Raw genomic sequence first — 22796 nt, 5'->3', positions numbered from 1 at the left:
TCCGATGGCGAAGACGTTGCGCGACGCGACAGCCGGAGTCGGCAAACTGGCGACCGACACGGCGGACCGGGCCACCAAAACCGCGACCCGAGCGGGTTCGACCGCCAAGAAAGCGGGATCGAGCGCCGGGAAGAAGGCCCCACCGGCCAAACCGACCGGCCTTCTGCAGGAATCGATGCAGAACCTCGCCGGGACCCTGGCCGACCGGGCGGTGTCCGGGCTGACGAACAAGGTGTCGCAGACCGCGGGCCGGTTGACCGAGTACGCCGAGAGCGGTAGCGGCAATCTGCTGTCGGCAGTGACCGGCGTGGAGAAGCTCGCCGGCGGCGCCTCGCCGTTGCAGGCGGCCATGAGCATGGGCAAGAGCAAGATCGGCCACACGCTGCGCCAAGGGTTCGAATCGGCGAAAGAGGCGCTGACCGGCGGCAAGGGCAAAGGTGGCGGCAAGAAGATCAAGCTGACCAATATCGTCGAGCACATCGACGTCGGCGTTCCCCTCGACCTGGCCTACGACCAGTGGACCCAGTTCGCGGACTTCCCGAAGTTCACCAAGAAGCTCGAGCAAGTCGAGCAGATGGCCGACGAGAAGCTCAGCTGGACCGGCAAAGTGTTCTGGTCCAGGCGCACCTGGGAATCCACGATTCTCGAGCAGGTGCCGTTCGAGCGGATCGTCTGGCGTTCCAAGGGCCCCAAGGGCTACATCGATGGCGCGGTCACCTTCCACGAGATCACGCCGAGCTATACCCGCATCCTCGTGGTGCTGGAATACCACCCCAAAGGGTTCTTCGAGAAGACCGCCAACATGTGGCGCGCGGCCGGTCGCCGGTGCCGCTTGGAACTCAAGCACTTCCAGCGGCACGTCATGACCGAGGCGGTGTTGCATCCCGACGACATCGTCGGCTGGCACGGCGAGATCCGCGACAGCGAGGTCGTCAAGGACGACGAGACCGCACGACGCGAGGAGGAGGAAGAGAACACCGAGGAAGACCGAGCGGACGACGAGGCGTCCGCTGACGAAGAACCGGACGAAGAACCGGACGAAGAGCCCGACGAGGAGCCCGACGAGGAGCCGGACGAAGAAGACGAGACCGACGAGCAAGAATCCGACGAGCGCGACGAGAGCGAGGACGAGGAGGAGGAGGAGGACGAATCCGAGCCGCCCCGCCGTCGCCCGGCCGCTCGCCGCACCACCGTGACCCGCCGGTCGCGCGAGAGGCGAGGAGCACACACATGACCATCGAACCCGCAGGCGGAGGCGGCGGTGGCGGAGCAGGCACGATGGCGCGCCCGAACTCCTCCAGCCTGGCCGACGTGATCGACACGATTCTCGACAAAGGCCTGGTCATCGACGCGTTCGCACGCGTGTCGCTGGTCGGCATCGAACTGGTGACCATCGACGCCCGCGTCGTGGTGGCCAGTGTCGACACCTATCTGCGTTTCGCCGAGGCCGTCAACCGGCTGGAGATCTCCACCAGCGAACCGAAGGGTCTGACCGACATCGTCGGCGACGTCACCCAGGGCGCGGCGAAGCACAAGACGAGCGGCGCGCTCGAGGCGGCGGGCGAGAAGGTCATGGACTTTCTCGGCGACGTACAGGACAAGCGTCAGACGGCGAGCCGGCCCAGGCGCAAGGAGGATTGATGACTACCGCTCGAGCCGCCGTGTATGTCTACGGCATCGTGCCCGCCGATGTGGAGCCCGAGCCGCATGCCACCGGCGTCGGCGATCCTCCTGGCGAGGTCGGTGTGGTGCGCCACGGCGAGATCGCCGCGCTGATCAGCACGCTCGAATCCGATCGGCCGCTGGGCACACCCGATGACCTCACCACGCACGCCGAGCTGCTGGACGGCTCTGCGGCCGTGGCCCCGGTGCTGCCGCTGCGGTTCGGCGCGGTCATGACCGACACCGAGGCGGTGGAGAACGAATTGCTCGAGGCGAACGAGGAAGAATTCCGCTCCGCGCTGGAGCAACTCGAGGGCCGTGCGCAGTTCGTGGTCAGAGGGCGCTACGTCGAGAACACCATCTTGCGCGAACTCCTCGACGAGAACGCCGAGGCCGCCCGGCTGCGCGAGGAGATCCGCGACAAACCGGAGGATGCCACCCGCAATGCCCGGATCGCGCTGGGCGAGCTGATCAATCAGTCCATCGAGGCCAAGCGAGCCGAGGACACCCGCAAGGTGGTCGCCGAACTCGAGCAGTTCGAGCCACTCGTCAACCAGCGGGAGCCCACCCATGAGGAAGAGGCCGTCCACATCGCGGTGCTGGTGGAGCTGGCCCGGCAGGAAGAGCTGGAGGAAACGCTGCGCCGGCTCGGCGAGGAGTGGGACGGCCGCGTGGAGCTGAACCTGCTCGGTCCGATGGCGGCCTACGACTTCGTCACCAAGCGCACACCCGAGGGGTGAGACATGGGTCTGCTGTCGACGATCTTGTCATTGCCCGTCGCACCGGTCCGCGGCGTCATCTGGTTGGGCGAAGTGATCCAGGACCAGGTGGACCAGAAGATGCACGACCCCGCCACCATGCGGCGGGAACTCGAGGAGATCGATGCGGCCGCGGCAGCCGGTCAACTGTCCGAAGAAGAGCGGAAGCAAGCGCAGCAGGCGGTCCTGGATCGCATGACCGGTCGGCAAGCGTGATCGCGATCGACCGGAAGGAGTGACTCGCGTGGCACGCAAGACCACTTCCGAAGACTTCGAAGACGTGCATTCGGCTTCCGACGAACCACCTCCCCTCACCACGGCTCAGGCGGTCGCGGTGGCGGTGGAACTCTTCGTGGAACTGACCTCGAAACAGGTGCAGGGCGTCACCTCGATGGAACCGACCGAGGACGGCTGGCAGGTGGAGATCGAAGTGCTCGAGGACCGCCGCATCCCCTCGTCGGCGGACATTCTCGCGCTCTACGAGGTCGAGATCGATCTCGACGGGAACTTGCTGGCCTACCGCCGGACCAGACGCTACGCCCGCGGCAGCACCGATATCGGAAGGGCTCGGCAATGACGGTGGTCGGCGGCGGATCGTCCGCACCGCAGCCGTACGGAGGCGGCGGCCATTCGTCGACGAACCTCGCCGACATCCTCGAGCGGGTGCTCGACAAGGGCCTGGTGATCGCGGGCGACATCCAGGTGAACCTGCTCGACATCGAACTGCTCACGATCAAACTGCGATTGGTGATCGCGTCCTTGGAGACGGCCAAGTCGGTGGGCATCGACTGGTGGGAGACCGATCCCTGGCTCAACAGCAAGGCCCACACGCTGGAACGGCAGGATCACGATCTCGAACTCGAGAATCGGGAGCTGCGCGACCGGATCGCCGAGCTGGAGGCCGCGAACCGACAACGTCAACCGATCGAGCGCCGCCGCGAGCCGAGGGAAGACCGGTCGTGACCGAGGGGCTCTGCGTCTGGCTGTACGCGGTGACGTCCAGCCTCGACGGCGCGGGGGAAACGGTCGAGCTGACCGGCGTCGCGGGAGAGCCGGTGCGCTCGGTGGTCTCGGACGATCTGGCCGCGGTCGTCGGCTCGGTGCCGCTGAACGTGTTCGGGGAACAGCCGCTCCGGCGGAATCTGGAGGATCTCGACTGGCTGGAGGGGACGGCCAGGGCGCACGATGCCGTCGTGGCGGCCTTGGTGCGCCGCGGTCCCACCGTCCCGCTCCGACTGGCCACCGTCTTCCGCGACGACGACCGGGTGCGCGACCTGCTCGCCGAGCGGCGAGCGGACTTCGCCGCGGCGCTGGCGCTGGTGAGCGGCCGCACCGAGTGGGGCGTGAAAGCGTACGGCGATCGCGCGGCACTCACCGCCGCCGTGGCCGAGGCCCGCGCCGGAGGCGAAGGCGGCGCGAGCGGCGCGGGCGCGGCATACCTGGCCCGACGCCGTGCGCAACTGTCCGCACAGGAAACCGTGGAGCGCGACGCGGCGGAGCGCGCCGAGGAGATCCACACCCGCCTGGTGCGCCAGGCCGCGGCGGGACGACGTCAAGCGCTGACCGATCCGGCACTGAGTGGCCGCCGGGACTGGATGGTGCTCAACGGGACCTACCTCGTGGACGACGATCGCACCGACGACTTCGCCGCGACCGTCACCGCGCTGAGCGCCGAGTTCCCCGGCATACGCCTCGAGATCACCGGCCCGTGGCCGCCGTACTCGTTCGCGGGCGTGGAACGAGAGCCGGCATGAGCCGGGTCGCCCGGCGGGTCGACGACGAGCGCCGTGTCGCGCTGGTCGACCTGCTGGATCGGGTACTCGCCGGCGGCGTGTTGATCACCGGCGATATCAAGCTCGCCATCGCGGACGTCGACTTGGTCCAGATCTCGCTGCGGGCTCTCATCTCCTCGATCAGCACCCTGTCCGCGCCACTCGGGCCCGCGACGCGCGACGCCCTGGAACCACCCGGCGATGACTGAATTCGGCGGCATCCCACCGCGTATCGACACCGAACCCGAATCCGTCGAGCGCGGGTTGGTGAGCCTCGTCCTCACCTTGGTGGAGCTGCTCCGGCAGCTCATGGAGCGCCAAGCCATCCGCCGCGTCGACGCGGGCGACCTCACCGATACCCAGATCGAGCGCATCGGCACCACCCTCATGCTGCTCGAACAACGCATGGAAGAACTGCGCGACCACTTCGGCCTCACCCCCGAAGACCTCAACATCGACCTGGGCCCCCTCGGCACCCTCCTCCCGCGCGACACACCCTGACTGCTCGTGCGCGTCATCGTTTCGACAGCACGGCGACAGCGTCTCGAGATCGGAGCCGCGGTCAGCCGCGCCCGGCCACTCGGCGACCTCCGGCCCCGGTGACGGCCTCGCCTCCGCCTCGAGTCGAGGGCGCGGTCCGGGTGCGGCAGGATTGGGGTCACCATGACCGGCAACGATGATCTCTCCCCCGGCGGCCGCCGGTCGCACATCGCCCGCCTCGCGCTGTTCGGCGCGGTCCTGCTCGTGATGTTCTATCTCGTCGCCGTCGCGCGGGTGATCGATGTCGAGGGTGTGCGCGGGGTGGTCGCGGCGGCAGGGCCTGCGGCGCCGTTCGCGTACGTGATGGTCTCGGCTGTCCTCGGTGCCGTCTTCGTTCCCGGGCCGCTGCTGGCCGCCGGGAGCGGCCTACTGTTCGGGCCGCTGGTGGGGACGTTCGTGACGCTGGGCTCGGCGGTGGGCACGGCGCTCATCACCAGCTTCCTCGGGCGGCGAGCGGGGCGCGGGAGTGCGCGCGCGCTACTCGGCGCCGAGCGTGCCGAGCGCATCGACGCCCGGATCGAGCGGCGCGGCTTGTGGGCCGTGGTCGGCCAGCGCTTCCTTCCGGGGATCTCCGACGCGCTGGCGTCGTACGTCTTCGGCGCGTTCGGCATCCCGTTGTGGCAGATGGCGGTCGGCGCGTTCATCGGATCGGCGCCGCGAGCCTTCGTCTACACCGCGCTCGGCGCCTCGATCGGTGATCTGTCGGCCCCCCTGGCCTACACCGCGATCGCCGTGTGGTGTGTCACGGCGATCATCGGTGCTTTCGCCGCCCATCGCGGATATCGGAGCTGGCGCGGCCGGGGTGCACGTCACGAGGCCGAACCGGTGCTCGACCGCGACCCGGAGCCGGGCAGCTGAACTACGTGTAGGTGGGAGACCAGGCGATTCCGCCGTCTTCGATCAACGATCACCACGGCTCGGTTCCCGCATCCTGGCGGGTGCTCGCCCAGGGGTATTTACTGAGATGAACGGCCGAGTTCGCAGAGGCCGGCCGACGGCTCTTCGAGGTATGTATGCCGGTATGGCGACTACGCGAGTTCCGTGACGATGATCTGGATCAGGCGATCCAGATCTGGGAGCAGAGCCGTGTGCCTACGACGGACGAGCCGGTCTTCGCGCTGGCGGAGGTGACGGCGGCGGCGCGAGCGGGGCAGCCGGCCGTGGTGGCCGAGGTCGGTGGCGAGATGGTCGGGATGGCGGTCGCTCAGATCCATGGCGAGCGGGCCTGGGTCCTGCTCGTGGCGCTGGCGGCGCGGTGGCGGGGACGCGGGCTCGGCAGCGCGCTGCTGGCCGATCTGGAACGGCGGCTGCGCTCCAATGGCGTGCGACGGATCTGCACCCTCGTTCCCGAGGGCGCCACGGGGTCCGTGGCGTTCGAGAATTCCGGATACGCGCGCCGGGCGGGCCTCGTCTACTACGAGCTGCTGGAGCCGTTGGCCCCCGCCCAGTCCACCCTGCTGACCGAACTGGGCGGGCGGCTGCTCCCGCGGGGACTGTGGCAGTCGATGGCCGGGATGGAACGAGAAAAGGAGATCATCGAACGCAGGGTCGTGTTGCCCTTGGCGAATCCCGATGTGGCCGAGCGGTATCGGGTTCTGCCGCCCAAGAGTGTCATCCTCTTCGGGCCACCGGGGACCGGCAAGACCAGCTTCGCGAAAGCGGTCGCTTCCCGCCTCTGTTGGCCGTTCGTCGAACTGTTTCCCTCCCGGTTGGCCGCGGCGGCGACCGGAGGGCTCGCGGCCTCGCTGCGCGAGGTCTTCGCCGACCTGGCCGAACTCGACGAGCTGTTGCTGTTCATCGATGAGGTGGAGGAGATCGCGGGTACACGTTCGGGTACGGCGACGAGCCCGGCGCACGGGGTCACCAACGAGCTGCTCAAGCTCATTCCGACGTTCCGGGAGAACTACAGTCGCCTGCTGATCTGCGCGACGAACTCGGTCCGCGCGCTGGACCCGGCATTCCTGCGGCCCGGTCGATTCGACTACGTGATCCCGATCGGCCCGCCCGACGCACCCGCGCGGAAGGCGATCTGGCGACGCTATCTCGGCCCCGCCGCCGAGACTGTCGACCTCGATCGGTTGGTGTGCGCCACAGCGAAATTCACCCCCGCCGACATCGAGTACGCGGCCCGCGCCGGCGCGCAGTCCGCGTTCGAACGCGCAATGCGCGACGACACGCGCGAACCCGCGACCACCGAGAACTTCCTGACCGCCGTAGCCGGCACCCGCCCGACCCTGACCCCCGGAATCCTTACCGCGTTCGAACAGGACCAAAAGGACTACACCCGACTGTGAGGGAGTGTGCACAGGCGGAACCCACCCGCGGCGCCCGCTTCTTACGCGCAGGATGGGGCGGGTGCGTCGATGAACAGCGGCTCCCCTGTCGGTGGGGCGTAGACGACGTCGAGGACGAGCGGTTCGCTGCCGCGGTTCAGACCGACGTGGACGTTCCATTCGCCCGCGGGCTCGTAGATGAATTCGCCGGTGCGATAGACCGGTGCGTCACACTCGGGACCGGGGTGGGTGAGCGTTCCGGATCGGACGAAGCCGAAGACCGGGCCGACATGGTAATGCCAGCCGGTGGAGCCGCCGGGGCCGATCGTGATCTCGCGGACGACCAGATCGGTGCCCGCGACGAACGGTAGGAGCCCGGCGGGAATCCGGGCCTCACCGAGGGTGACGGCGGTGATGTCGCTACCGGGCGTCGCGTCGGCCTGCGCCGCGCTCACCAGGGCGGCGGCGACTACCACCGGCACCACGGCGACGCGGAGAAAGAGCGTCATCCCCGCAGCCTAGTCACGGGGGGTGTCGCACCGGAACCTCGTTCGGTGACGATGCGGGATAATCGGAATCCTGCCGAGCGACACCGCTGTCGTGGCGAGTATCCACGACAAGATCACTGGATTACCGTAGGTACGTGGTCCGGACAGACGAAGAGGATTCGGCGGCGAAGATCATCGACGCCGTGTTGTCGATGCTCGAGTCGGACGGCTACGACGCGGTCCAGTTGCGGGCGGTCGCGCGGAACGCGCACGTCTCCCTCGCCACGGTCTACAAGCGGTACCCCACCCGTGACGATCTGATGCTCGCCGCGGTCGAGCGATGGATGGCGACGAATACCTACGCCACCCCGGCACCGCAGATCGAAGGCGAGACGCTTCGCGATGGCCTGATCCGGTTGTTGCGGTACGTGTTCGAACCCTGGGAACGAAATCCCCGGATGCTCGAAGCCTACTATCGCGCACGATCCGGTCCCGGCGGCCGGCGACTGGACGCCCAAGGTTTCGACGCCGTGCTGCCCGCCATCGCAGGCCTTTTCGCCGACGCCGACCCCGACTACACAGCGGACATCGCGCTCGTGCTGACCCATATGACCTACGCGCTGATCGGCCGCTTCGCGAACGCCGATCTCGACATCACCGAGATCCTGCCCGCCCTGGAGCGGACCGTCCTGAGGCTGACCGGGAACAACGAACCATCGGCAGCTGCCGCCGGGCGCGCGCGACCGGGTGCGCCGAGCTTCGCGTGGAGCGATTCGCTCGTCTCCCCGTTCACCCCCGATCTCCCCGCCGAGCCAGACCAGTCGCCGAACCCGTCGGACCAGCCACCGGCGTAGACCGAGCCGACCCGTTCGCGCCACGGCCCACGAAGGCACGGCCTGCGCAGTTCGGTTCCGGCATACGCCTATTCGCACACGCCGAAGCCCGTTCGCGAGGTATTCCCGCCTGCGGTGCGGTGTCGAGTTGCTCCGCGCGCCCGGCCCGTACAGCATCTGCGGTATGCCGTCCACACCGCTGAATCCAGCAGGCGACGTTCCCGACACCGGAATCCCCGGCCATCTCGCCGCTCACATGACCATGACCGAGCAGCACGAATGGCACCGCGCCTACCTGCGCCGTCATCCGGTGTCGCGGCGCAATATCCTGCGCGGCGCCGCGGCGGCCGCCGCCGTGGCCACGATCGGCGCGGCGCCGTTCGGCAGGCGCGCCTACGCCGAGGATGCCCAGCTGGCGGTGGGTGGACGACGCGTCGCCTTCGGCCCGGAGGCGGCCGGCCAGTTGCGTTTCGCGGCGCAGCTGTCCCGGCGTCCGGCGGGCGCCACGGTGTACCTCGACCACGGACCGACGCCTGCGTTGGGCGCCACGGTCGAAGCCGAAGTGCGCAACCTGCTCACCCAACTGCCAACCGACGACGGCGGCGTGCTCGCGGCCGAACAGTTCTACGTCCACGCGCCGGTGGACGGCCTGCCCGGCCGGGTGCCGCACTTCTACCGCTGGCGGACCTCCGACGGATTCGTCGGCGACATCCGCGCCGCCGCGCCCGCGATGCCCAGCGCACGCCCCGCGGTCCTTCCGTTCCGCTTCACCATGATGGGCGACCAGGGCACCGACGAGACCCCGGCGCTGCCCGAAGGCGTCGCTCCCGGCGACTACGACGACAAGTACTACAAGGCCGACAACGACCCGGCCGCGCCGCACGCGAGCAACGTGCTGCGCCAGATCGCCGCCGCGCGGCCCGATTTCCACATCCTCGCCGGTGACATCGCGTACGCCGACCCTTCCGGCGCGGGCAAGCCGGGACAGTTCGCCGCGCACGGAGCGCGACCGGGGAGCGGGTTCGACAAGTACAACCCCTACGTCTGGGACGTGTACTTCAACGCCATCGAGTCCAGCGCCGCGCAGACGCCGTGGATGTTCGCCACCGGCAATCACGACATGGAAGGCACCTACGGCGAGCACGGCTACGGCGGGCACCTGGCGCGCCTGGACTTCCCCGGCAACGGTCCGGTGGGCTGCCCGTCGGCGTACTCGTTCACCTACGGCAACGTCGCGGTGCTCTCACTGGACGCCAACGACGTCTCCTACGAGATCCGCGCGAACAGCGGCTACTCCGGTGGCGCGCAGACGAGCTGGGTGGAGCGCACCCTGGCCGCCTACCGCGCCGACCCCGACATCGACTTCATCGTCTGCTTCTTCCACCACTGCGCGTACTCGACCACCGAATCGCACGCCAGCGACGGCGGCGTGCGCGACGCGTGGGTGGGCCTGTTCGACCGATTCCAGGTGGATCTGGTGTTGCAAGGCCACAACCACGTCTACGAGCGCACCGATCCGATCCGCGGCGGCCAGGCGACGAAGGTCGCGGGCGACAACTCGATCGTCTACCCGGAGACCGACGGGACCGTCTACTACACCGTGGGCGGCGGCGGACGCCCGCGCTACGAATTCCAGCCGGGCTCACGAGAGACCTTCCGCGGCAACGAATTGCCCGATACCGGGGTGCCGAACAGCTACGTCTGGACGCCTGGCGGCGGCAAGCAGGACGAAGCCGCGCCATGGTCACGGGTCCGCTTCCGGAATTACTCTTTCCTGCGCGTCGACGTCCGGCCGGGCGTGTTCGCCAGCGAGATGGACGTGGTCGCGGTCGACGAGTACGGCCGCGAGTTCGACCGTGTGCTGTTCCGGCGGCAGGTCCGGGCCTGAGCCGGGCCGGTTCTATTTCTTCTTCGGCGGGAGGGTCCGGGCGTAGGCGACGCCGCGCTCGACCCATTCCCGCAGGACTTCGTCGTCGTCGGTGGCGGTGACCCGCAACCAGCCGACCATCTCGCGACCGCCCATGACCATGGGCTGCACCGCGTCACCCAGGAGCCGCTCGCCCTCCTCGGGATCCACCCGCACGAGCAGACCGCCCTGCCCGCTGGCGGCGACCGCCATGTTGCCGCCGATCAAGAAGGCGAGTCCGCCGAACATCTTCCGCTCGGTGAGTTCGGGGCCGGGCACGATCAGTTCCCGGATCCGCTCGGCCAGCTCCTCGTCGTATGCCATAGCGGCATTGTTCACCCGGTGTCCGACAAGTCGGCGTTCCGCCGGTCGAGAACACCCGCGTGTCGTCTCCCGGGTCCGCGGCGTCCGAGCACCGCGCACCTCGATGACGCGGCATGCATCCCACGCCGATGGTCGATACTGAAACTTACTGCACCACAGTCTTTTTGATCGGACCCTTAGGTATACGGCCGACGTACGTACGTACACTCCCGAGCCGCCTGGATGTCATTGGACGTTCAAGCGGATGTTTCCGTGCCTGTCTGTAATAAAGGGCGTGAGACGGTGCCACGCATTGTCATTGGCTTTAGCGCGCGATCCGTTTCACTTTTCGCAGTCGGCTGCGCCCCCACAGACGGGACGAAGGACTCTTCCGTGCACATCTGCCCCCCAGCGGTGCGATCACGCGCTGTCCGCCGCAGTTCATCCAGGCGGCATTCGGTTCCGGTCCCGGGCACATCCCGCACGGCAGGGCGCGCACCGCGCGGCGGTGCGCCGAGCCGGTGGCCGCGTTTCGGAACGGGTCCTTGGCGGCGCCGGGCCGTCTGGATCGCCCTGATCATCTTCGCGCTCTTCGTCTTCCCCGGCTTCGTCGGCGCGCTGGCCGCCGCACAGGACGCGGCGGGCGGCACGGCCGGAACGTCCCAGATCGACGGCCTCAGCTGGATGAACATCCACGACTCGTCGGGTATCGCGCTGTCGGACTACCGGTTCGCCACCGGCGACGAAAGCCTGTTCAAGCCGCGCGCCACCATCCTGTGGGCCGTACTGGGTTTCGAGTTCATCGGTTACATAGCCATCGTGACGACGGCGATCTGGCTGATCGGCTACGCGCTGAGTTTCCGGTGGCTGGACATGTTCAGTGCGGCCCTGCACGGCGTGGCCGAGGCCATGACGGCACAGATCGCGACCCCGATCATGCTGGTCACCGCGGCGAGCATCGGCGCGGTCTGCGTCGGGTGGTTCATCGCGCGCGGTTACCACGCGAAGGCCACCATGCAGGTGGTGACGATGGTGGGCGTGGCGCTGCTCGGTCCGTTGTTCCTGGCCGAGCCCTTGGCGGACGTGCTGTCCTCGCACGGGTTGCTGGCGCAGGGCCGCGATCTCGGCATCTCGGTGGCGGCGGGCTTGAACGGCGACGCCGATCCGAATCCGACGCAGCTGGTGGCGACGATGCAGAGCGATCTCGCCGACAATTTCGCCCGGCAGCCGTTACAGGTGTGGAATTTCGGCCATACGGTCGACCAGCGGCCCGCCTGCCGGTCGGCGTGGTCGGCCGGGGTGGCGGCAGGCGACGACGCACGGGTGATCAGCGGCTTGAAGTCGTGCGGCGACGCCGCCGCGCACGCGAAGGCCGAGAACCCCTCCATGGGGCAGGTCGCCACCGGGCTCATGCTGCTGACCTGCGGCGGCATCCTGCTGGTCTTCGCGATGTACCTCGGACTCAAGGTGATCAAGGCCGCGCTGGACACGATCTATCACGGGTTCATGTCGATATTCGGTTTCGCCGCAGGCGGATTCGTGTACGGCCCGACGCAGACATTCCTGGTTCGCAATATCGTGGACAGCTTCGTCGCGGCGGCGCGCATGACGGCGTACACCATCTTCCTCGGGGTCTACATCCTCTTCATGGGCAACCTGTTCGCGCAGGCCCGCGGCCAGGTCATGGCGGTGATCATCATCGCGGGCACCGTCGAGATCGTCGCCGTGTTCCAGCTCAGACGCCTCAGCAGCGGCCTCAGCCGAGGCAACGACTGGATCGCCAACCGGTTCGGTCTCGCGATCCAAGGGCAGGGCAAGTCCGCGAGCGGCGGCAGCGGCACCGCCCTCGGCATGGGTGGTGGCGGTGCTGGAAAGTCCGCGCCCGGAATGGGTTTGGTGAGCACCCTGACCACGCTCAATGCCATCAACTCCTCGCCGGTGACGGCATGGCTCGCCGGAGGACGGGTCAATCCGTTGAACCCGCTGTCGAGCACACGAAGGAGGATCGAACGCTCCACCAGGAGAATTCTGACCAGCCGCGAAGAGGGATACCTCGAGCACCAGCTGGCCCGCACGAACTGGCGCGCTGTCGCGGTCGACGCGGCCGCGCCGATGGGGGGCATGCGCACCCAGCTGGGCGTCTCGCGCGCCTTGAAAGTGCTTCGGGACAACAAGGTTCCCGATTCCCGGATCCATGCCGTTCTGCTCTCCTCCGGCGCCACCCACGAGCGGGTGACCCACGCGTTCACGGCGTACTCCGTCCAGGAATCGACGGCATCACAGAATCCGTACAGCTTCGCACCGTTGCAGAAGGCGATCGCGGCGGCCTGGGCGGTGGACAACCATGTCGACCACGAAGCGCACGACGCCTTCGCCGCTCAGGCGGTCATCGCGGCGGACAGTTTCGTCCGGCACAGCAACGCACCGGCCCCCGGCGCCGCCATCGATCACGGATTCGTGCAGCGGGTCGAGCGGAATTGGCATTCGGACCGGGCACTGCGGGCGGCGATCACGCCGGACGAGTGGGACGGCGCGGGGCGTGACACCCGATGGGCGATCGGCCACCGAGTCGCGACCTTGCACCAGCAGGCGGCCCGGACTTACTACGAGAATCCGAACGACATCAACCGGGAAGCCTTGATGCGATCGGCCAGACGCGTCGCCAACCTCGACCACCTGGATCCCGAGGGTGGGCTCGACCCCTGGAATCCGTAGCGAGCGGCGTCCCGGTCGCACCCCGCCCAACCGCCGGGTCGTCCCGATCAGACGCCCAGCGCACCCGCGAACAGCGACCAGGACTCGTGCAGGTCGTCCTGCCAATACGTCCAGGCATGCGTGCCCGCGGGGCGGAGATTCGCCGTGAAGGGGACGCCGAGAGCGCTCAGCCGGTCCACGAACGCCCGGGTGCAACCGTTGATCACCGTCTCCATGCCTCCGCCCACCAGCAACCGATCCACCAGCCGGAAGGGGTTGCCGTCGATGCCGGGATCGCTGAGCGTCTCGTGCGATCCCGGTGCGCCGGTGCTCGCCGAGATGTAGAGCGCCACACCGCGCAGCCGCTCGGCCTGCACCATGGGGTCGTGTTCGGCCCAGGCCGGATCGCCGGGCGGTCCCCACATATTGGCTGGGTCCGCGCCGAACACCCCCAGTTGCGATCGGACGATCGCCTGGCCCATCGGATCGCTGGTGCGCGGGCACCCGCTGTAGGCGCCAACCGCCTGATACAGGCCGGGCGCGCCGATCGCGAGATCCAATGCGGAAGTCGCCGACATGGAAAGTCCCGCGACGGCGTTGCGGCCGTTCATCCCGAACCTGGCCCCCAGCAGCGGCGGCAGTTCCCTGGTCAGGAACGTCGTCCACATGTTGCGGCCGAGCACAGGGTCATCGCGCAGCCAATCGGTGTAGTAGCTGGCGCGCCCGCTCAACGGCACGATCACGTTGACCGGTTTGTCCGCGAAGAACGCCGCGATGTCGGTGCGCCGGGTCCACGGACCGCCGTCCTCGCCGCCGTCCACGGCGTTCAGCAGGTACAGCGCGGGAGCGCCGGAACCCGGATGCGACATCCACAGCGTGATGGGGCGATCCATCGCCGCGGAGTGGACGACGACTTCGAACTCCCGCCCACCCAGCGGGCGCACGTCGAGAATGCTCGCGCCGGGGTCGGCGGCGGCGGTCGTGGCCGGGACCAAGGCGGCGCACACCGCGAGAAGTGGAACCAGGCATCGCAGGAGCCGGTACATGAAACGAGTGTCTATCACCCTCACCTAGGCGCGTCTGGCATTCGTCGGGCATGTTCTCAATCGCACATGAAATCGCTGCTCAAAAGCTATCAACACCGCATTAGTCGATGATTCAACCGTGAAAGCAATCCTTCAGCGAATATCACGCGTACCGATCAGCCCGCGCGCACCACCTGCGCGAACACCTCGTCCGGATCGGACGCCTTCAGTCCGAACGTCTCACGAATGGCCGAATCGTCGACTGTGAAGACCTCGTGTGACATGTGGTAGGTCTCGAACAGCTCGTTGTAGAACGGATCGGTCAGACCGAGCAGCGTCAGCTCCCGATCGCTCATCACCGCCAGCCGCGGTTCGGGCGCTCCGACGGCCACGGCGAACCGCCCGGCCAGTTCCCGCACGGTCGCTGTGATACTCGGCGCGTGCCAGGGGCGGCCCCACGCGCGCTCGTCGCGAGCGAGGGCGACCGCTGCCGCCGCCGCGTCACCGACCGCGGTGTAGGGGTGCGGCAGGTCGAGTTCCTGCGGTAGCAGCGCCAACTGTCCGGCCCGGATCTTCGGCTGGGCGAGCAGCGAGAACAGCGAGATCGCGGCGGGGCCGACGAATTGCCCTGCCCTGACCTCGGTGACGCGCACCCGCCCCGCCCGGTGCGCCTCTTCCGCTTCCCGCCACATCCGCGCGCGCACCTGCCCTTTCGGCCCGGCTGCCGCCAGCGGTGACCGCTCGGTGATCGGGCCGTCGACAGGACCATAGCCGTACAGATTGCCGAGCATCACGTAGTTCGCACCGCTCCGCTCGGCGACGGACAGAATGGACCCGAACAGCGGCGGAATGGTCTGCGGCCAGGTGTGATACGCGGGCATGGCCATGTTGAACAAGGTTTCCGCACCTTCCGCGACGGCGGCCAGCGCGGCAGTATCCAGCGCGTCCAGGGCGATTCGTTCGATGTCCGGATGCTCGGGCCCGGCGCCGCTGCGGCTGACCATGCGCACCCGGTCGCCGGACCCGACGAGTAGCGCCGCGGTGGCCGAAGCGGTGGCGCCGTGTCCGACGATGACCTGCGTAGGCATGCTTATTCCTCTCTGCGACAACAGGATTCACGCGACCTGCGGAGCTGTCCATCCGTTTGCCGATCGCGTGCTACTCAGCCTGCCGTGGCGCGGACGGGTAGACTACCGGCCGGATTGCCAACTATCCCAAGGATCAGGCCATGCAGACTGTCGCCGTTGTCGCGGTTCCTCCGGTGAAGGCTTTCGACCTGGCCATGCCGGAAACGGTGCTCGGCGCGGCGATGGTGGACGGCGAACCCGGCTACCGCATCCTCGTGTGCACCGCCGTGCCCGGCGTCCTGCCCGCGGGACTGGGCGGCTTCGACGTGGTCGTCTCCCGAGGCTTGCAGGCGATCGAGGAAGCGGACATCGTCATCGTGCCGAGCACCGGCAGCCGCGCGGACGCCGACGCAGCCACGCTCACCGCCCTGCGCGGCGCGGTGGCCGCGGGCAAACGCGTCACCTCGATCTGCAGCGGCGCCTTCGTCCTGGCGCAGGCGGGCCTCCTGTCCGGCCGCACCGCGACCACGCACTGGGCTCTGGCCGGTGAACTGGCTGCGAACCACCCGGACGTGACGGTCCGCAGCGACGCACTGTTCATCGAGGACGGCCCGATCACCACGGCCGCGGGCGCGGCGGCCGGAATAGATCTGTGCCTGCATCTGATTCGCATCGACTACGGCGCGACGGTAGCGAACGCCGCCGCCCGCACCGCCGTCGTCACGCCGGTGCGCCCCGGCGGACAAGCTCAGTTCGTGGACGCGCCCCTACCCGCGGAGCACGGTGTCACGCTCGCGGACACCCGCGCCTGGGCGCTGCGACGACTGGACACGCCGCTGTCGCTGGACGAGCTGGCCGCCCACGCGCGCACCAGCGTCCGCACACTGACTCGCCGCTTCCACGAGGAGACGGGGCTCAGTCCGCAGAAATGGCTGCTGCACCAGCGCTTACAACGAGCCAGGGAACTGCTGGAATCCACCATGCTGCCGATGGACCAAGTGGCCAGGCACAGCGGCCTCGGCTCGGCGGAGTCGTTGCGCCAGCACATGGTCCGGCATGTCGGTGTGCCACCGAGCAGCTACCGCGCGTCGTTCACCCGCGCGCCCGCCCACCCGAACTCGGGCGGGGACGGTCCGCAGAGCCCACGAACCCGGCGTACGGCTACCGAAAGTCCTAACCCTCCCGAGGGCAGCGGGCTTGTGCGGGACGCCCGATCCCGATCAGAGCGTCCCATTCGGAGTCGGTGAGATCGCCGCCGGCGTGAGCACAAGCGGCCTGAATCAAGCCCTCCGGTGAGATGTCGCGTTCGACCAGCGTTCCATCGACGCCGCCGGAGAACGCGGGACCGGGGTTCATCGTCACGAGGTACCGTCCATCAGCGGACAGAGCGACAGCGGGCGTCACGTGCCACACGGAATCCGGCTCCAGTTCTCCGAGATTCGTACCGTCGGCCGCGAAGAGAGTCATATAGTTCGCCCCATCTCTCGCGACGACCACTGTCGCGTCCTCGGCGGCGGCCACCTGCGCCGTCGCACCCCGAGTGGCGCGGAAGGGAATCGTCCGCTCACGGCGGGAGCCGGTGCGATCCCATATTTCGATGTTCTCTTCCCGGCCGATCAGCAGGTGTTGCCCGGCGAACGCCATCACCCGCACGTCCTTGCCGTCGATATCGTGCGTATTTCGCTGCCCGGACAGGTCGTACACCGAGAGGTGGTCGTCATCGCGCATGACCAGTGTCCCCCCGTTCGTGTCGATCGCCGCTCCCCGGAACTTGCCGGAGTCGATCGCGCCGCCCAGCGGAATGAATTCCGAGTCGATGCCGCCCGTCGCCAGATTGTGCAGGTAGGCCCTCCCGCTACTGTCCAAAGACACCGCGGTGTCCGAGGATTCCGACAGTGCCGCCGCCCGGACCCGCACCTGCGGTGGCGGAGAGGACAGGACCGCCACTTCGAACGGCATCCCCGTCTGCGGCCGGTCGGAGGGTACGCGGCGGTCATAGCCGGAGTCGGGATGCGCGGCGATCGCCAGTAGGGTGCCGTCGGGACGCCACACGGGTATACCGTCCAGGCCCGGTATGACATGTCGCCGGGACGAGTCCGGCCCCAGCTGTTGGATGATCACGACGTCACTGTTCAACGAGAACTCGTCCGGGTCCTTGTACTTGCCCGTGATCACGGCGGTGCGCCCGTCTGGCGACAGGGACAAGCTGGGGGGACAATCATTGCATCCCTTGACGATCGGCACCGGGATGGATTTCGCCAACCGGTCGCGTTGCTCGATGTCCCACAGGGTGATCAGTGACCCGGAAGCTGAAACCAGTTGTGTTTCGGAGGTTCCTCGGAACCGCAGTAACGCCCGGTCGAAGTCGACAGCGGAACCGGCGATCAGCGGTGGCGGATCGCGAGGCGTGATCTCCCCGGCCACCGGCGCCACATACAGACCGCCGTCCTCACCGGGTACCGCTGCCACGTGGCCCGTCCGGCTGAGCGCCGCGGCCGCCGACCGGCGTGGCTTGGGGACGCCCACGTAACCGGTCTCGGGACGAGGAGCTTCCGGAGTGTGCCGCAGCCGGAAGACCGGTACCGGGAGCCCGGGCAAGACCGCACACGCGAACGAGGACCCGTCGGCCGACAGTTCTCCGAGGGCTTGACCTTTCCCGCAGACCGAATCGGTGTCCAAGGGAGAAAGGTCGACAGTGGCGCCGTCTCGAAGAGAAACCTGGCGCACAATGCCACCGGTGTCGAGGAGACGCAGGGCCGTGTCCTCGGTGAACACCATGCTCTTCATCGACCGGCCGGTCGGATGTGACATACGGACCTGTCCGGAAAGAACGTCGATGATGTCGACCACCCCGTTCGAAATCCCGGCCGCGTCGGTACGGATGCGGTGGACGGCACCGACCTTCCCGGATTCGGAGATCGCGACGACCTCGGCGCTGCGCTCGTCGGTCGCGCCGAAGTCCCGTCGGCCGGCACCGTCGCGCCACAGAGTCGTCGAGGCGCCATCTGTGGCCAGGACGGTCCGGCCGTCCGCGGCGACAGCCAGGGATCGGATCGCGCCGGGCAAGTGCGCGACCGATGTGGGCGCCGGCTCACCCGGCGCCCACGTGACGACTCGCCCGTCGGCGAGCCCTGCGACGACGGTTCTGCCGTCGGCGCTGCTCTCCAAGGCGGTGACGTCCGCGGATGTGGCGACGTAACGAGCGACCGCGGGACTGGCCAGATTCGCGCGGAGTAGGGCGGCGTGATGGCGTGGGCTCGGATCGAGACGGTACGCCGCGACGGCCAGAAGGAGTGCCGCGCGAGCATCGGTCGTCGTCTTGGTGTCGGCGACCGACGCCAGGAGTCGCGCCGTGGCGATTCTGGCCTGCTCCTCGGCGCGATTGCTCTGCACCCTGGCTACGAGCGCCGCGATCAACGCCAGGACGAGCAAGGTCACCAATGCGCCGATGGCGGTATTCGCCCAGCGCAAGTTTCGCTTGGTCTGCTGATAGCCCTCGGATTTGATATCGGTCTCGGAGACGCCGTGAATCACCGCGGCGATGCCGACCGCGATGGCGTCGATGTCCGGATACGGGGCTCCGTCCGCACCCTCGCGCCACTTGATCGTCTTGTATACCGGTTCGGAGGCGAATACCCCGAACAGGCGTGGCGGGAGCGCGGTCGAGCGAACTCGGTCCCAATCCCCCGCCACCTCGTCCCATGCCAAGGTCCCGGCGCTCAGGACCAGCAATATCGTCTCGGGAGACCGATTCGCCAGCCACCACTCGATCTCGCGATCCACCCACATGGATGCGGCGGCCTCGGGCGAAGCCACCACGACGAGCCACTTGGAACGCGACAGGCCCGCGACGATCTTGCCCTCCAATTCGGGACCGATCGAGATTCCGCTGTAGTCGAGAAAGATGCGTGTTCGTGGGAAGCGGTACCACGGTCGTGGCAGCTTCTCGATCGCGTTCTGGATCAACGGAAGCACCGCCCGATCCCGGTCCCCGCTGTAGGACAGGAATGCGCCATACCCGATCTCCGCACGCGTGGTGCGCCGCCGAAGGTTCACCCGCACCACCGCGCCTCACCCTCTGCCGTGTTCACGCCTCGCCGAACGCGCCCGTCAACGGGAGAGCTGGACCTACTGACGGCCTGCTCACGTATCCCTGCAATACGTTCCGGAGCATCCGGCACCGACGCCCCAGAGATCCTCGCCGACTGCCCTTTCGAACCGACTTCTACCCCTCCAGCCGACATCAGGCCCCTCCTCCCGATTACCGAGGCGACGGCACTAGTCCGCAACGATTCAACCATCGCACCAGGGCCCGCACCAGATTCAGGGGCATCTGTTCTGTCCCGCACATCATTCGGATGAGTCCCCACTCACCCTGCGCGAATCACAGCGTCGCCCGAGCGGAAGCGGCTCACCGGCTAGGCGATGGGCGACTCACCGTGTAATGAGGACCTCGTGCGCGCTGACGGGCTTCAGCGGTAGAAGTTGACCATGACCAAGACTCTCGTCACGGGCGGAACCGGCGCGCTGGGCAGGCTAGTGGTCGATCGGCTGCGCGAAGCCGGCCATGATGTGCGGGTGCTCTCCCGTCGCTCGGGGGCGGGCACGCATGTGGGCGATCTGCGCACCGGTACCGGCGTGGCGGAGGCCGCGGCGGGCACCGACGTAATCGTGCACGCGGCATCGGATTTCCGTCGGATGGGTGGCTCGGACCTCGCCCAGACCGAGAACCTGCTGCGGCAGGCACGAGGGGCGCGGCATCTGCTGTACGTGTCGATCGTCGGGATCGACCGCATCCCGTTCCGGTACTACCGGAACAAGCTGGCCTGCGAGCGAGCCGTCATCGCAGCCGGGATGCCGCACACGATCCTGCGGGCGACGCAGTTCCACGAACTGATCGCGGCAGTGTTGCAAACCGTCGAGCGGTGGCCGGTGGCGCCGCTGCCGCCGGACTTCCGTTTCCAGCCGGTCGCCGCCGCCGACGTGGCGCGGCGGCTCGCCGCGTTGGCCGAGGGCGAGCCGCTCGGCCGGGCACCGGATTTCGGTGGTCCGGAAGTGCTGACGTCGGCGCAGTTGGCGCAGGTCTGGCAAGCCGCCCGGCAGCGGCCGCGGCGGATCGTCCCGCTCCCGGCGCCCGGACGGATCGGGAGCGCCTTCCGGGCGGGCCTGAATACGTGCCCGGATCATCCCGACGGCACGCAGACCTGGTCGCAGTTCGTCGCCGCGGGCCCGGCGAATCCCTATGCCGCCGAACGAAAGCGTCGATGACGGCGCGCTCGCTCAGTTCCATACGGTTCGCGAGTACATGGATACCGCGCGCGGGCATCGCGACATCTTCGGTGGTGACGCTACCGGTGGGGAGCGGCACCGACGCCGCGCACGCATCGGTCAGGTGAGCGCGTGACGCGGCGGCGGTAGCGGTCGGCGCTCGAGCAGTCCGGCCCGGCCGGGCACGGGTGATGGGCCGATCGCTCAGCGAGCCCGCGCCCGGACCAGTTCCTTCGCCGCCACCCGGTAGCGGTCGGCGATCAACCGGACGACCGCCGGGTGCACACCGATGGGCTCGGCGACGCCGTCGGCTCCCGCTTCGTGTAGGCGCTGCTGGAACAGGCCGTGCGCGAGCAGGTACGAGGCGACGAAGACCCGGCCCGCCCCCGCCGCGCGCAATTCCGCGACGACGTCCGGCACGCGCGGCGCACCGGTCGCGACGTAGCCGATGCGGACCGCGACCCCGAGGTGTTCGGCCAGCAGCGCGGCCGCGCGCCGGACGTCCTGGCGGGCACGGGCATCCGAGGAGCCCGCGGCGGCGAAGACGACCGCGTCGCCCGGGGACCAGCCCGCCGCGCGCAGGCGCATCGCCATGATCCGCGCCAGCGCCGGGTCCGGGCCCATGGCGGGCGTGACCGTCACCGCGGGATGGGCGCTCTCGGCGACCTCACGCGGCACATCCTGGTAGACGTGGTATCCCGAGGCCAGGAACGCCGGAACCACGACGGCGGGTACGGATTCCCCGGTCGGGGTGACCAGATCGCGCAGCACCTCCGACGGCGAAGGGCCGAGCACGTCCACGAATGCCGTACGCACCCAGGGACTGTCGCCGGTCTCGGTGCCGGGCCCCGAAACCCCGGCACCGAGTTCCTTCGTCACGGCCTCGGCGAGCGCCGCGATCATCTGCACGCCCTTGGTGCTGCGGGTCCCGTGGGCCACCAGCACCAGGGCGGGCGCGGTCACCAGCTCCCCGCAGTCTGGATGTGCCGAGGTGCCCGGGTCGGAATTCCGACGCCGGGCACCTGCGGGCCTCCTGTCGCGGTGGGCCGTGGATTGTTGTCGGTACATTCCGCCGGGTCCAGCGCGAGCCGGTACCCGCGTTTGACCACGGTTTGGATCGCTTTCGGCGTGCCGAGTCCGGCGCGCAGACGAGCGATGGCGGTCTCCACCGCGTGCGTGTCGTCCCCGCCGCCGGGCAGCGCGGCGAGCAAGTCCTCGCGGGAGACGACCCGGCCGGGCTGACGGGCCAGCGAGCGCATCAGGGCCATCGGCGCGGGCGCCAGCTGACGCACCTGACCGTCGACCACCACGCAGGCGCCGCGCACGCTGATGATGTGGCCCGCGGCGTGAATCCGGTTGGCGCGCCGGGGCAGTTCCTCAGCGACGTGGCGGGCAAGCGCACCGAGGCGGGCCCGGCCCGGCATCGAGGTCGGCACCCCCAATTCCTCCAGCGGCGCGGCCGTGATCGGGCCGACGCAGGCGGGCAGCACCCGGCCGCGCAGCGCGTACAGCAACCCGTCCAGCAGCCCGGTCTCCTTGGCGCGCATCAACATCGACGCCACGGCGGGGGCGCTGGTGAAGGTGACGCAGTCCATGCCGGAGGTGACGATCGACTCGATGAGGTGATCCATCGGTCCCTGATCGTCCGGCGGCACCCAGCGGTACACCGGCACCGGCACGACATCCGCGCCCGCGCACCGCAGGACCTCGCAGAAGTCGGGCACCGGCTCCCACTCGGTGGTGGCGCCGTGCAACTGCACGGCGATCCGGACGCCCTCCACGCCTTCGGCGAGCAGGTGATCGAGCACTTCGGCGGACGACTCGGAGGCGGGCGACCATTCCTCGCGCAATTCGGCGGCGCGGATGGCGCCCTTGGCCTTCGGGCCGCGCGCGAGCATCCGGGTGGTCCCCAGTGTCGTGCGCAGGTCCTCGGCCAGGCCCCAGCCTTCGGCCGCCTCCATCCACCCGCGGAACCCGATTCCCGTGGTGGCCACGGTGATCTGCGGCGGATCGGCGACCAGCTGCCGGGTCACGCGTTCCAGCTCGTTGTCGTCGGACAGCGGGATGATCCGGATGGCAGGCGCCGAGACGATGGTCGCGCCCCGGCGTTCGAGCAGCGTGGCGAATTCGACCGCCCGCCGGGCCGCCGTGATGCCCACGGTGAATCCGGCCAGGCTCTCGCCCGCGTCAACTGTTGTCATTGGCGT

At 68.7% G+C, this 22796-nt stretch carries 23 protein-coding genes; 16 read left to right on the top strand and 7 right to left on the bottom strand.

From position 1 onward, the window contains the following. Positions 1–4 precede the first annotated feature (4 nt). From ACGF7Y_RS00210 to ACGF7Y_RS00160, 11 genes are all read left to right on the top strand, one after another. Positions 5–1234 carry an SRPBCC family protein gene (locus ACGF7Y_RS00210; RefSeq protein WP_393227783.1) on the top strand — a complete coding sequence of 410 codons (1230 nt, stop codon included), beginning with the start codon at positions 5–7 and terminating at the stop codon, positions 1232–1234. Continuing rightward, entirely contained in the window at positions 1231–1641 is a 411-nt protein-coding gene (gene gvpJ / locus ACGF7Y_RS00205; RefSeq protein WP_379049078.1) for a gas vesicle protein GvpJ, read from the top strand. Before ACGF7Y_RS00210 ends, gvpJ (ACGF7Y_RS00205) begins: the two co-directional genes overlap by 4 nt. Continuing rightward, entirely contained in the window at positions 1641–2402 is a 762-nt protein-coding gene (locus tag ACGF7Y_RS00200; protein ID WP_393227781.1) for a GvpL/GvpF family gas vesicle protein, read from the top strand. The genes gvpJ (ACGF7Y_RS00205) and ACGF7Y_RS00200 overlap by 1 nt, the downstream gene beginning before the upstream one ends. Positions 2403–2405: 3 nt before the next feature. Next, a complete protein-coding gene (locus ACGF7Y_RS00195) occupies positions 2406–2636 on the top strand; it encodes a gas vesicle protein GvpG (RefSeq protein WP_040868994.1) in 231 nt (76 codons plus the stop codon). A gap of 28 nt (positions 2637–2664) precedes the next feature. Continuing rightward, positions 2665–2997 (top strand): gas vesicle protein GvpO, encoded by a 333-nt coding sequence (gene gvpO / locus ACGF7Y_RS00190; protein WP_393227778.1) that lies wholly within the window; start codon positions 2665–2667, stop codon positions 2995–2997. Beyond that, positions 2994–3383: a gas vesicle protein GvpJ gene (gvpJ, locus tag ACGF7Y_RS00185; RefSeq protein WP_040868995.1), complete on the top strand. Its 390-nt coding sequence runs from the start codon at positions 2994–2996 to the stop codon at positions 3381–3383. The genes gvpO and gvpJ (ACGF7Y_RS00185) overlap by 4 nt, the downstream gene beginning before the upstream one ends. Next, entirely contained in the window at positions 3380–4174 is a 795-nt protein-coding gene (locus ACGF7Y_RS00180) for a GvpL/GvpF family gas vesicle protein (RefSeq protein ID WP_393227775.1), read from the top strand. The genes gvpJ (ACGF7Y_RS00185) and ACGF7Y_RS00180 overlap by 4 nt, the downstream gene beginning before the upstream one ends. Next, positions 4171–4401, top strand: coding sequence for a gas vesicle protein (locus ACGF7Y_RS00175; protein ID WP_393227772.1), 231 nt, complete (start codon positions 4171–4173; stop codon positions 4399–4401). Before ACGF7Y_RS00180 ends, ACGF7Y_RS00175 begins: the two co-directional genes overlap by 4 nt. Beyond that, positions 4394–4693 carry a gas vesicle protein K gene (locus tag ACGF7Y_RS00170; protein ID WP_040869000.1) on the top strand — a complete coding sequence of 100 codons (300 nt, stop codon included), beginning with the start codon at positions 4394–4396 and terminating at the stop codon, positions 4691–4693. The genes ACGF7Y_RS00175 and ACGF7Y_RS00170 overlap by 8 nt, the downstream gene beginning before the upstream one ends. Positions 4694–4855: 162 nt before the next feature. Beyond that, entirely contained in the window at positions 4856–5590 is a 735-nt protein-coding gene (locus ACGF7Y_RS00165; RefSeq protein ID WP_393227769.1) for a TVP38/TMEM64 family protein, read from the top strand. 155 nt (positions 5591–5745) lie between these two features. After that, entirely contained in the window at positions 5746–7026 is a 1281-nt protein-coding gene (locus ACGF7Y_RS00160) for an ATP-binding protein (RefSeq protein WP_393227766.1), read from the top strand. Positions 7027–7067: 41 nt separating this feature from the next. Here the strand turns inward: ACGF7Y_RS00160 and ACGF7Y_RS00155 are convergent, their stop codons facing one another. Beyond that, on the bottom strand, positions 7068–7514 hold the full coding sequence (locus ACGF7Y_RS00155; RefSeq protein WP_393227764.1) for a cupin domain-containing protein: 447 nt from the start codon (positions 7512–7514) through the stop codon (positions 7068–7070). 134 nt (positions 7515–7648) lie between these two features. On the opposite strand from ACGF7Y_RS00155, the gene ACGF7Y_RS00150 reads away from it, so the two are divergent. Both ACGF7Y_RS00150 and ACGF7Y_RS00145 read left to right on the top strand, forming a co-directional pair. Next, positions 7649–8347, top strand: a complete 699-nt coding sequence (locus ACGF7Y_RS00150) for a TetR family transcriptional regulator (protein WP_393227762.1) — start codon at positions 7649–7651, stop codon at positions 8345–8347. Between the two features lie 163 nt (positions 8348–8510). Continuing rightward, positions 8511–10214 carry a metallophosphoesterase gene (locus ACGF7Y_RS00145; protein WP_393227759.1) on the top strand — a complete coding sequence of 568 codons (1704 nt, stop codon included), beginning with the start codon at positions 8511–8513 and terminating at the stop codon, positions 10212–10214. Positions 10215–10226: 12 nt separating this feature from the next. On the opposite strand, the gene ACGF7Y_RS00140 is transcribed toward ACGF7Y_RS00145, so the two are convergent. Further along, positions 10227–10556, bottom strand: a complete 330-nt coding sequence (locus ACGF7Y_RS00140) for a TfoX/Sxy family protein (RefSeq protein WP_393227756.1) — start codon at positions 10554–10556, stop codon at positions 10227–10229. Between the two features lie 282 nt (positions 10557–10838). On the opposite strand from ACGF7Y_RS00140, the gene ACGF7Y_RS00135 reads away from it, so the two are divergent. Continuing rightward, positions 10839–13250, top strand: a complete 2412-nt coding sequence (locus ACGF7Y_RS00135) for a hypothetical protein (protein WP_393227753.1) — start codon at positions 10839–10841, stop codon at positions 13248–13250. Positions 13251–13297: 47 nt separating this feature from the next. Here the strand turns inward: ACGF7Y_RS00135 and ACGF7Y_RS00130 are convergent, their stop codons facing one another. Both ACGF7Y_RS00130 and ACGF7Y_RS00125 read right to left on the bottom strand, forming a co-directional pair. Then, a complete protein-coding gene (locus tag ACGF7Y_RS00130) occupies positions 13298–14275 on the bottom strand; it encodes an alpha/beta hydrolase (protein ID WP_393227751.1) in 978 nt (325 codons plus the stop codon). 155 nt (positions 14276–14430) lie between these two features. Next, complete coding sequence (locus ACGF7Y_RS00125) at positions 14431–15342, bottom strand: NAD-dependent epimerase (protein WP_393227749.1); 912 nt, start codon at positions 15340–15342, stop codon at positions 14431–14433. Between the two features lie 140 nt (positions 15343–15482). Between ACGF7Y_RS00125 and ACGF7Y_RS00120 the strand changes: the two genes are divergently transcribed. After that, the gene (locus tag ACGF7Y_RS00120) at positions 15483–16568 is read left to right on the top strand and encodes a GlxA family transcriptional regulator (protein ID WP_393227746.1); all 1086 of its coding nucleotides are present in this window, start codon (positions 15483–15485) and stop codon (positions 16566–16568) included. Here the strand turns inward: ACGF7Y_RS00120 and ACGF7Y_RS00115 are convergent. Next, positions 16495–19377, bottom strand: coding sequence for a hypothetical protein (locus ACGF7Y_RS00115; RefSeq protein WP_393227743.1), 2883 nt, complete (start codon positions 19375–19377; stop codon positions 16495–16497). The two genes, ACGF7Y_RS00120 and ACGF7Y_RS00115, sit on opposite strands and share 74 nt — an antisense overlap. A 435-nt stretch (positions 19378–19812) precedes the next feature. Between ACGF7Y_RS00115 and ACGF7Y_RS00110 the strand changes: the two genes are divergently transcribed. Next, entirely contained in the window at positions 19813–20589 is a 777-nt protein-coding gene (locus ACGF7Y_RS00110; protein ID WP_393227740.1) for an SDR family oxidoreductase, read from the top strand. A 204-nt stretch (positions 20590–20793) separates the two neighbouring features. Here the strand turns inward: ACGF7Y_RS00110 and ACGF7Y_RS00105 are convergent, their stop codons facing one another. After that, complete coding sequence (locus ACGF7Y_RS00105) at positions 20794–21552, bottom strand: sirohydrochlorin chelatase (protein ID WP_393227737.1); 759 nt, start codon at positions 21550–21552, stop codon at positions 20794–20796. Then, complete coding sequence (locus tag ACGF7Y_RS00100) at positions 21549–22790, bottom strand: uroporphyrinogen-III synthase (RefSeq protein ID WP_393227734.1); 1242 nt, start codon at positions 22788–22790, stop codon at positions 21549–21551. The genes ACGF7Y_RS00105 and ACGF7Y_RS00100 overlap by 4 nt, the downstream gene beginning before the upstream one ends. Positions 22791–22796 lie beyond the last annotated feature (6 nt).

It is taken from the genome of Nocardia sp. NPDC047654, assembly GCF_043205035.1.
GTDB lineage: Bacteria > Actinomycetota > Actinomycetes > Mycobacteriales > Mycobacteriaceae > Nocardia.
Note: the sequence above shows the minus strand (reverse complement) of the source record. Positions and strands in the feature narration are given on the sequence as shown.

Bases quoted from the DNA above. Each gene is read 5' to 3' on its own strand.
- ACGF7Y_RS00200 (WP_393227781.1), top strand. From the start codon at position 1,641: ATGACTACCGCTCGAGCCGCCGTGTATGTCTACGGCATCGTGCCCGCC.
- ACGF7Y_RS00160 (WP_393227766.1), top strand. From the start codon at position 5,746: ATGCCGGTATGGCGACTACGCGAGTTCCGTGACGATGATCTGGATCAG.
- ACGF7Y_RS00125 (WP_393227749.1), bottom strand. From the start codon at position 15,342: ATGCCTACGCAGGTCATCGTCGGACACGGCGCCACCGCTTCGGCCACC.
- ACGF7Y_RS00130 (WP_393227751.1), bottom strand. From the start codon at position 14,275: ATGTACCGGCTCCTGCGATGCCTGGTTCCACTTCTCGCGGTGTGCGCC.
- ACGF7Y_RS00100 (WP_393227734.1), bottom strand. From the start codon at position 22,790: ATGACAACAGTTGACGCGGGCGAGAGCCTGGCCGGATTCACCGTGGGC.
- gvpJ (WP_379049078.1), top strand. From the start codon at position 1,231: ATGACCATCGAACCCGCAGGCGGAGGCGGCGGTGGCGGAGCAGGCACG.
- ACGF7Y_RS00195 (WP_040868994.1), top strand. From the start codon at position 2,406: ATGGGTCTGCTGTCGACGATCTTGTCATTGCCCGTCGCACCGGTCCGC.
- gvpJ (WP_040868995.1), top strand. From the start codon at position 2,994: ATGACGGTGGTCGGCGGCGGATCGTCCGCACCGCAGCCGTACGGAGGC.
- ACGF7Y_RS00170 (WP_040869000.1), top strand. From the start codon at position 4,394: ATGACTGAATTCGGCGGCATCCCACCGCGTATCGACACCGAACCCGAA.
- ACGF7Y_RS00145 (WP_393227759.1), top strand. From the start codon at position 8,511: ATGCCGTCCACACCGCTGAATCCAGCAGGCGACGTTCCCGACACCGGA.
- ACGF7Y_RS00140 (WP_393227756.1), bottom strand. From the start codon at position 10,556: ATGGCATACGACGAGGAGCTGGCCGAGCGGATCCGGGAACTGATCGTG.
- ACGF7Y_RS00165 (WP_393227769.1), top strand. From the start codon at position 4,856: ATGACCGGCAACGATGATCTCTCCCCCGGCGGCCGCCGGTCGCACATC.
- ACGF7Y_RS00120 (WP_393227746.1), top strand. From the start codon at position 15,483: ATGCAGACTGTCGCCGTTGTCGCGGTTCCTCCGGTGAAGGCTTTCGAC.
- ACGF7Y_RS00110 (WP_393227740.1), top strand. From the start codon at position 19,813: ATGACCAAGACTCTCGTCACGGGCGGAACCGGCGCGCTGGGCAGGCTA.
- ACGF7Y_RS00175 (WP_393227772.1), top strand. From the start codon at position 4,171: ATGAGCCGGGTCGCCCGGCGGGTCGACGACGAGCGCCGTGTCGCGCTG.
- ACGF7Y_RS00210 (WP_393227783.1), top strand. From the start codon at position 5: ATGGCGAAGACGTTGCGCGACGCGACAGCCGGAGTCGGCAAACTGGCG.
- ACGF7Y_RS00155 (WP_393227764.1), bottom strand. From the start codon at position 7,514: ATGACGCTCTTTCTCCGCGTCGCCGTGGTGCCGGTGGTAGTCGCCGCC.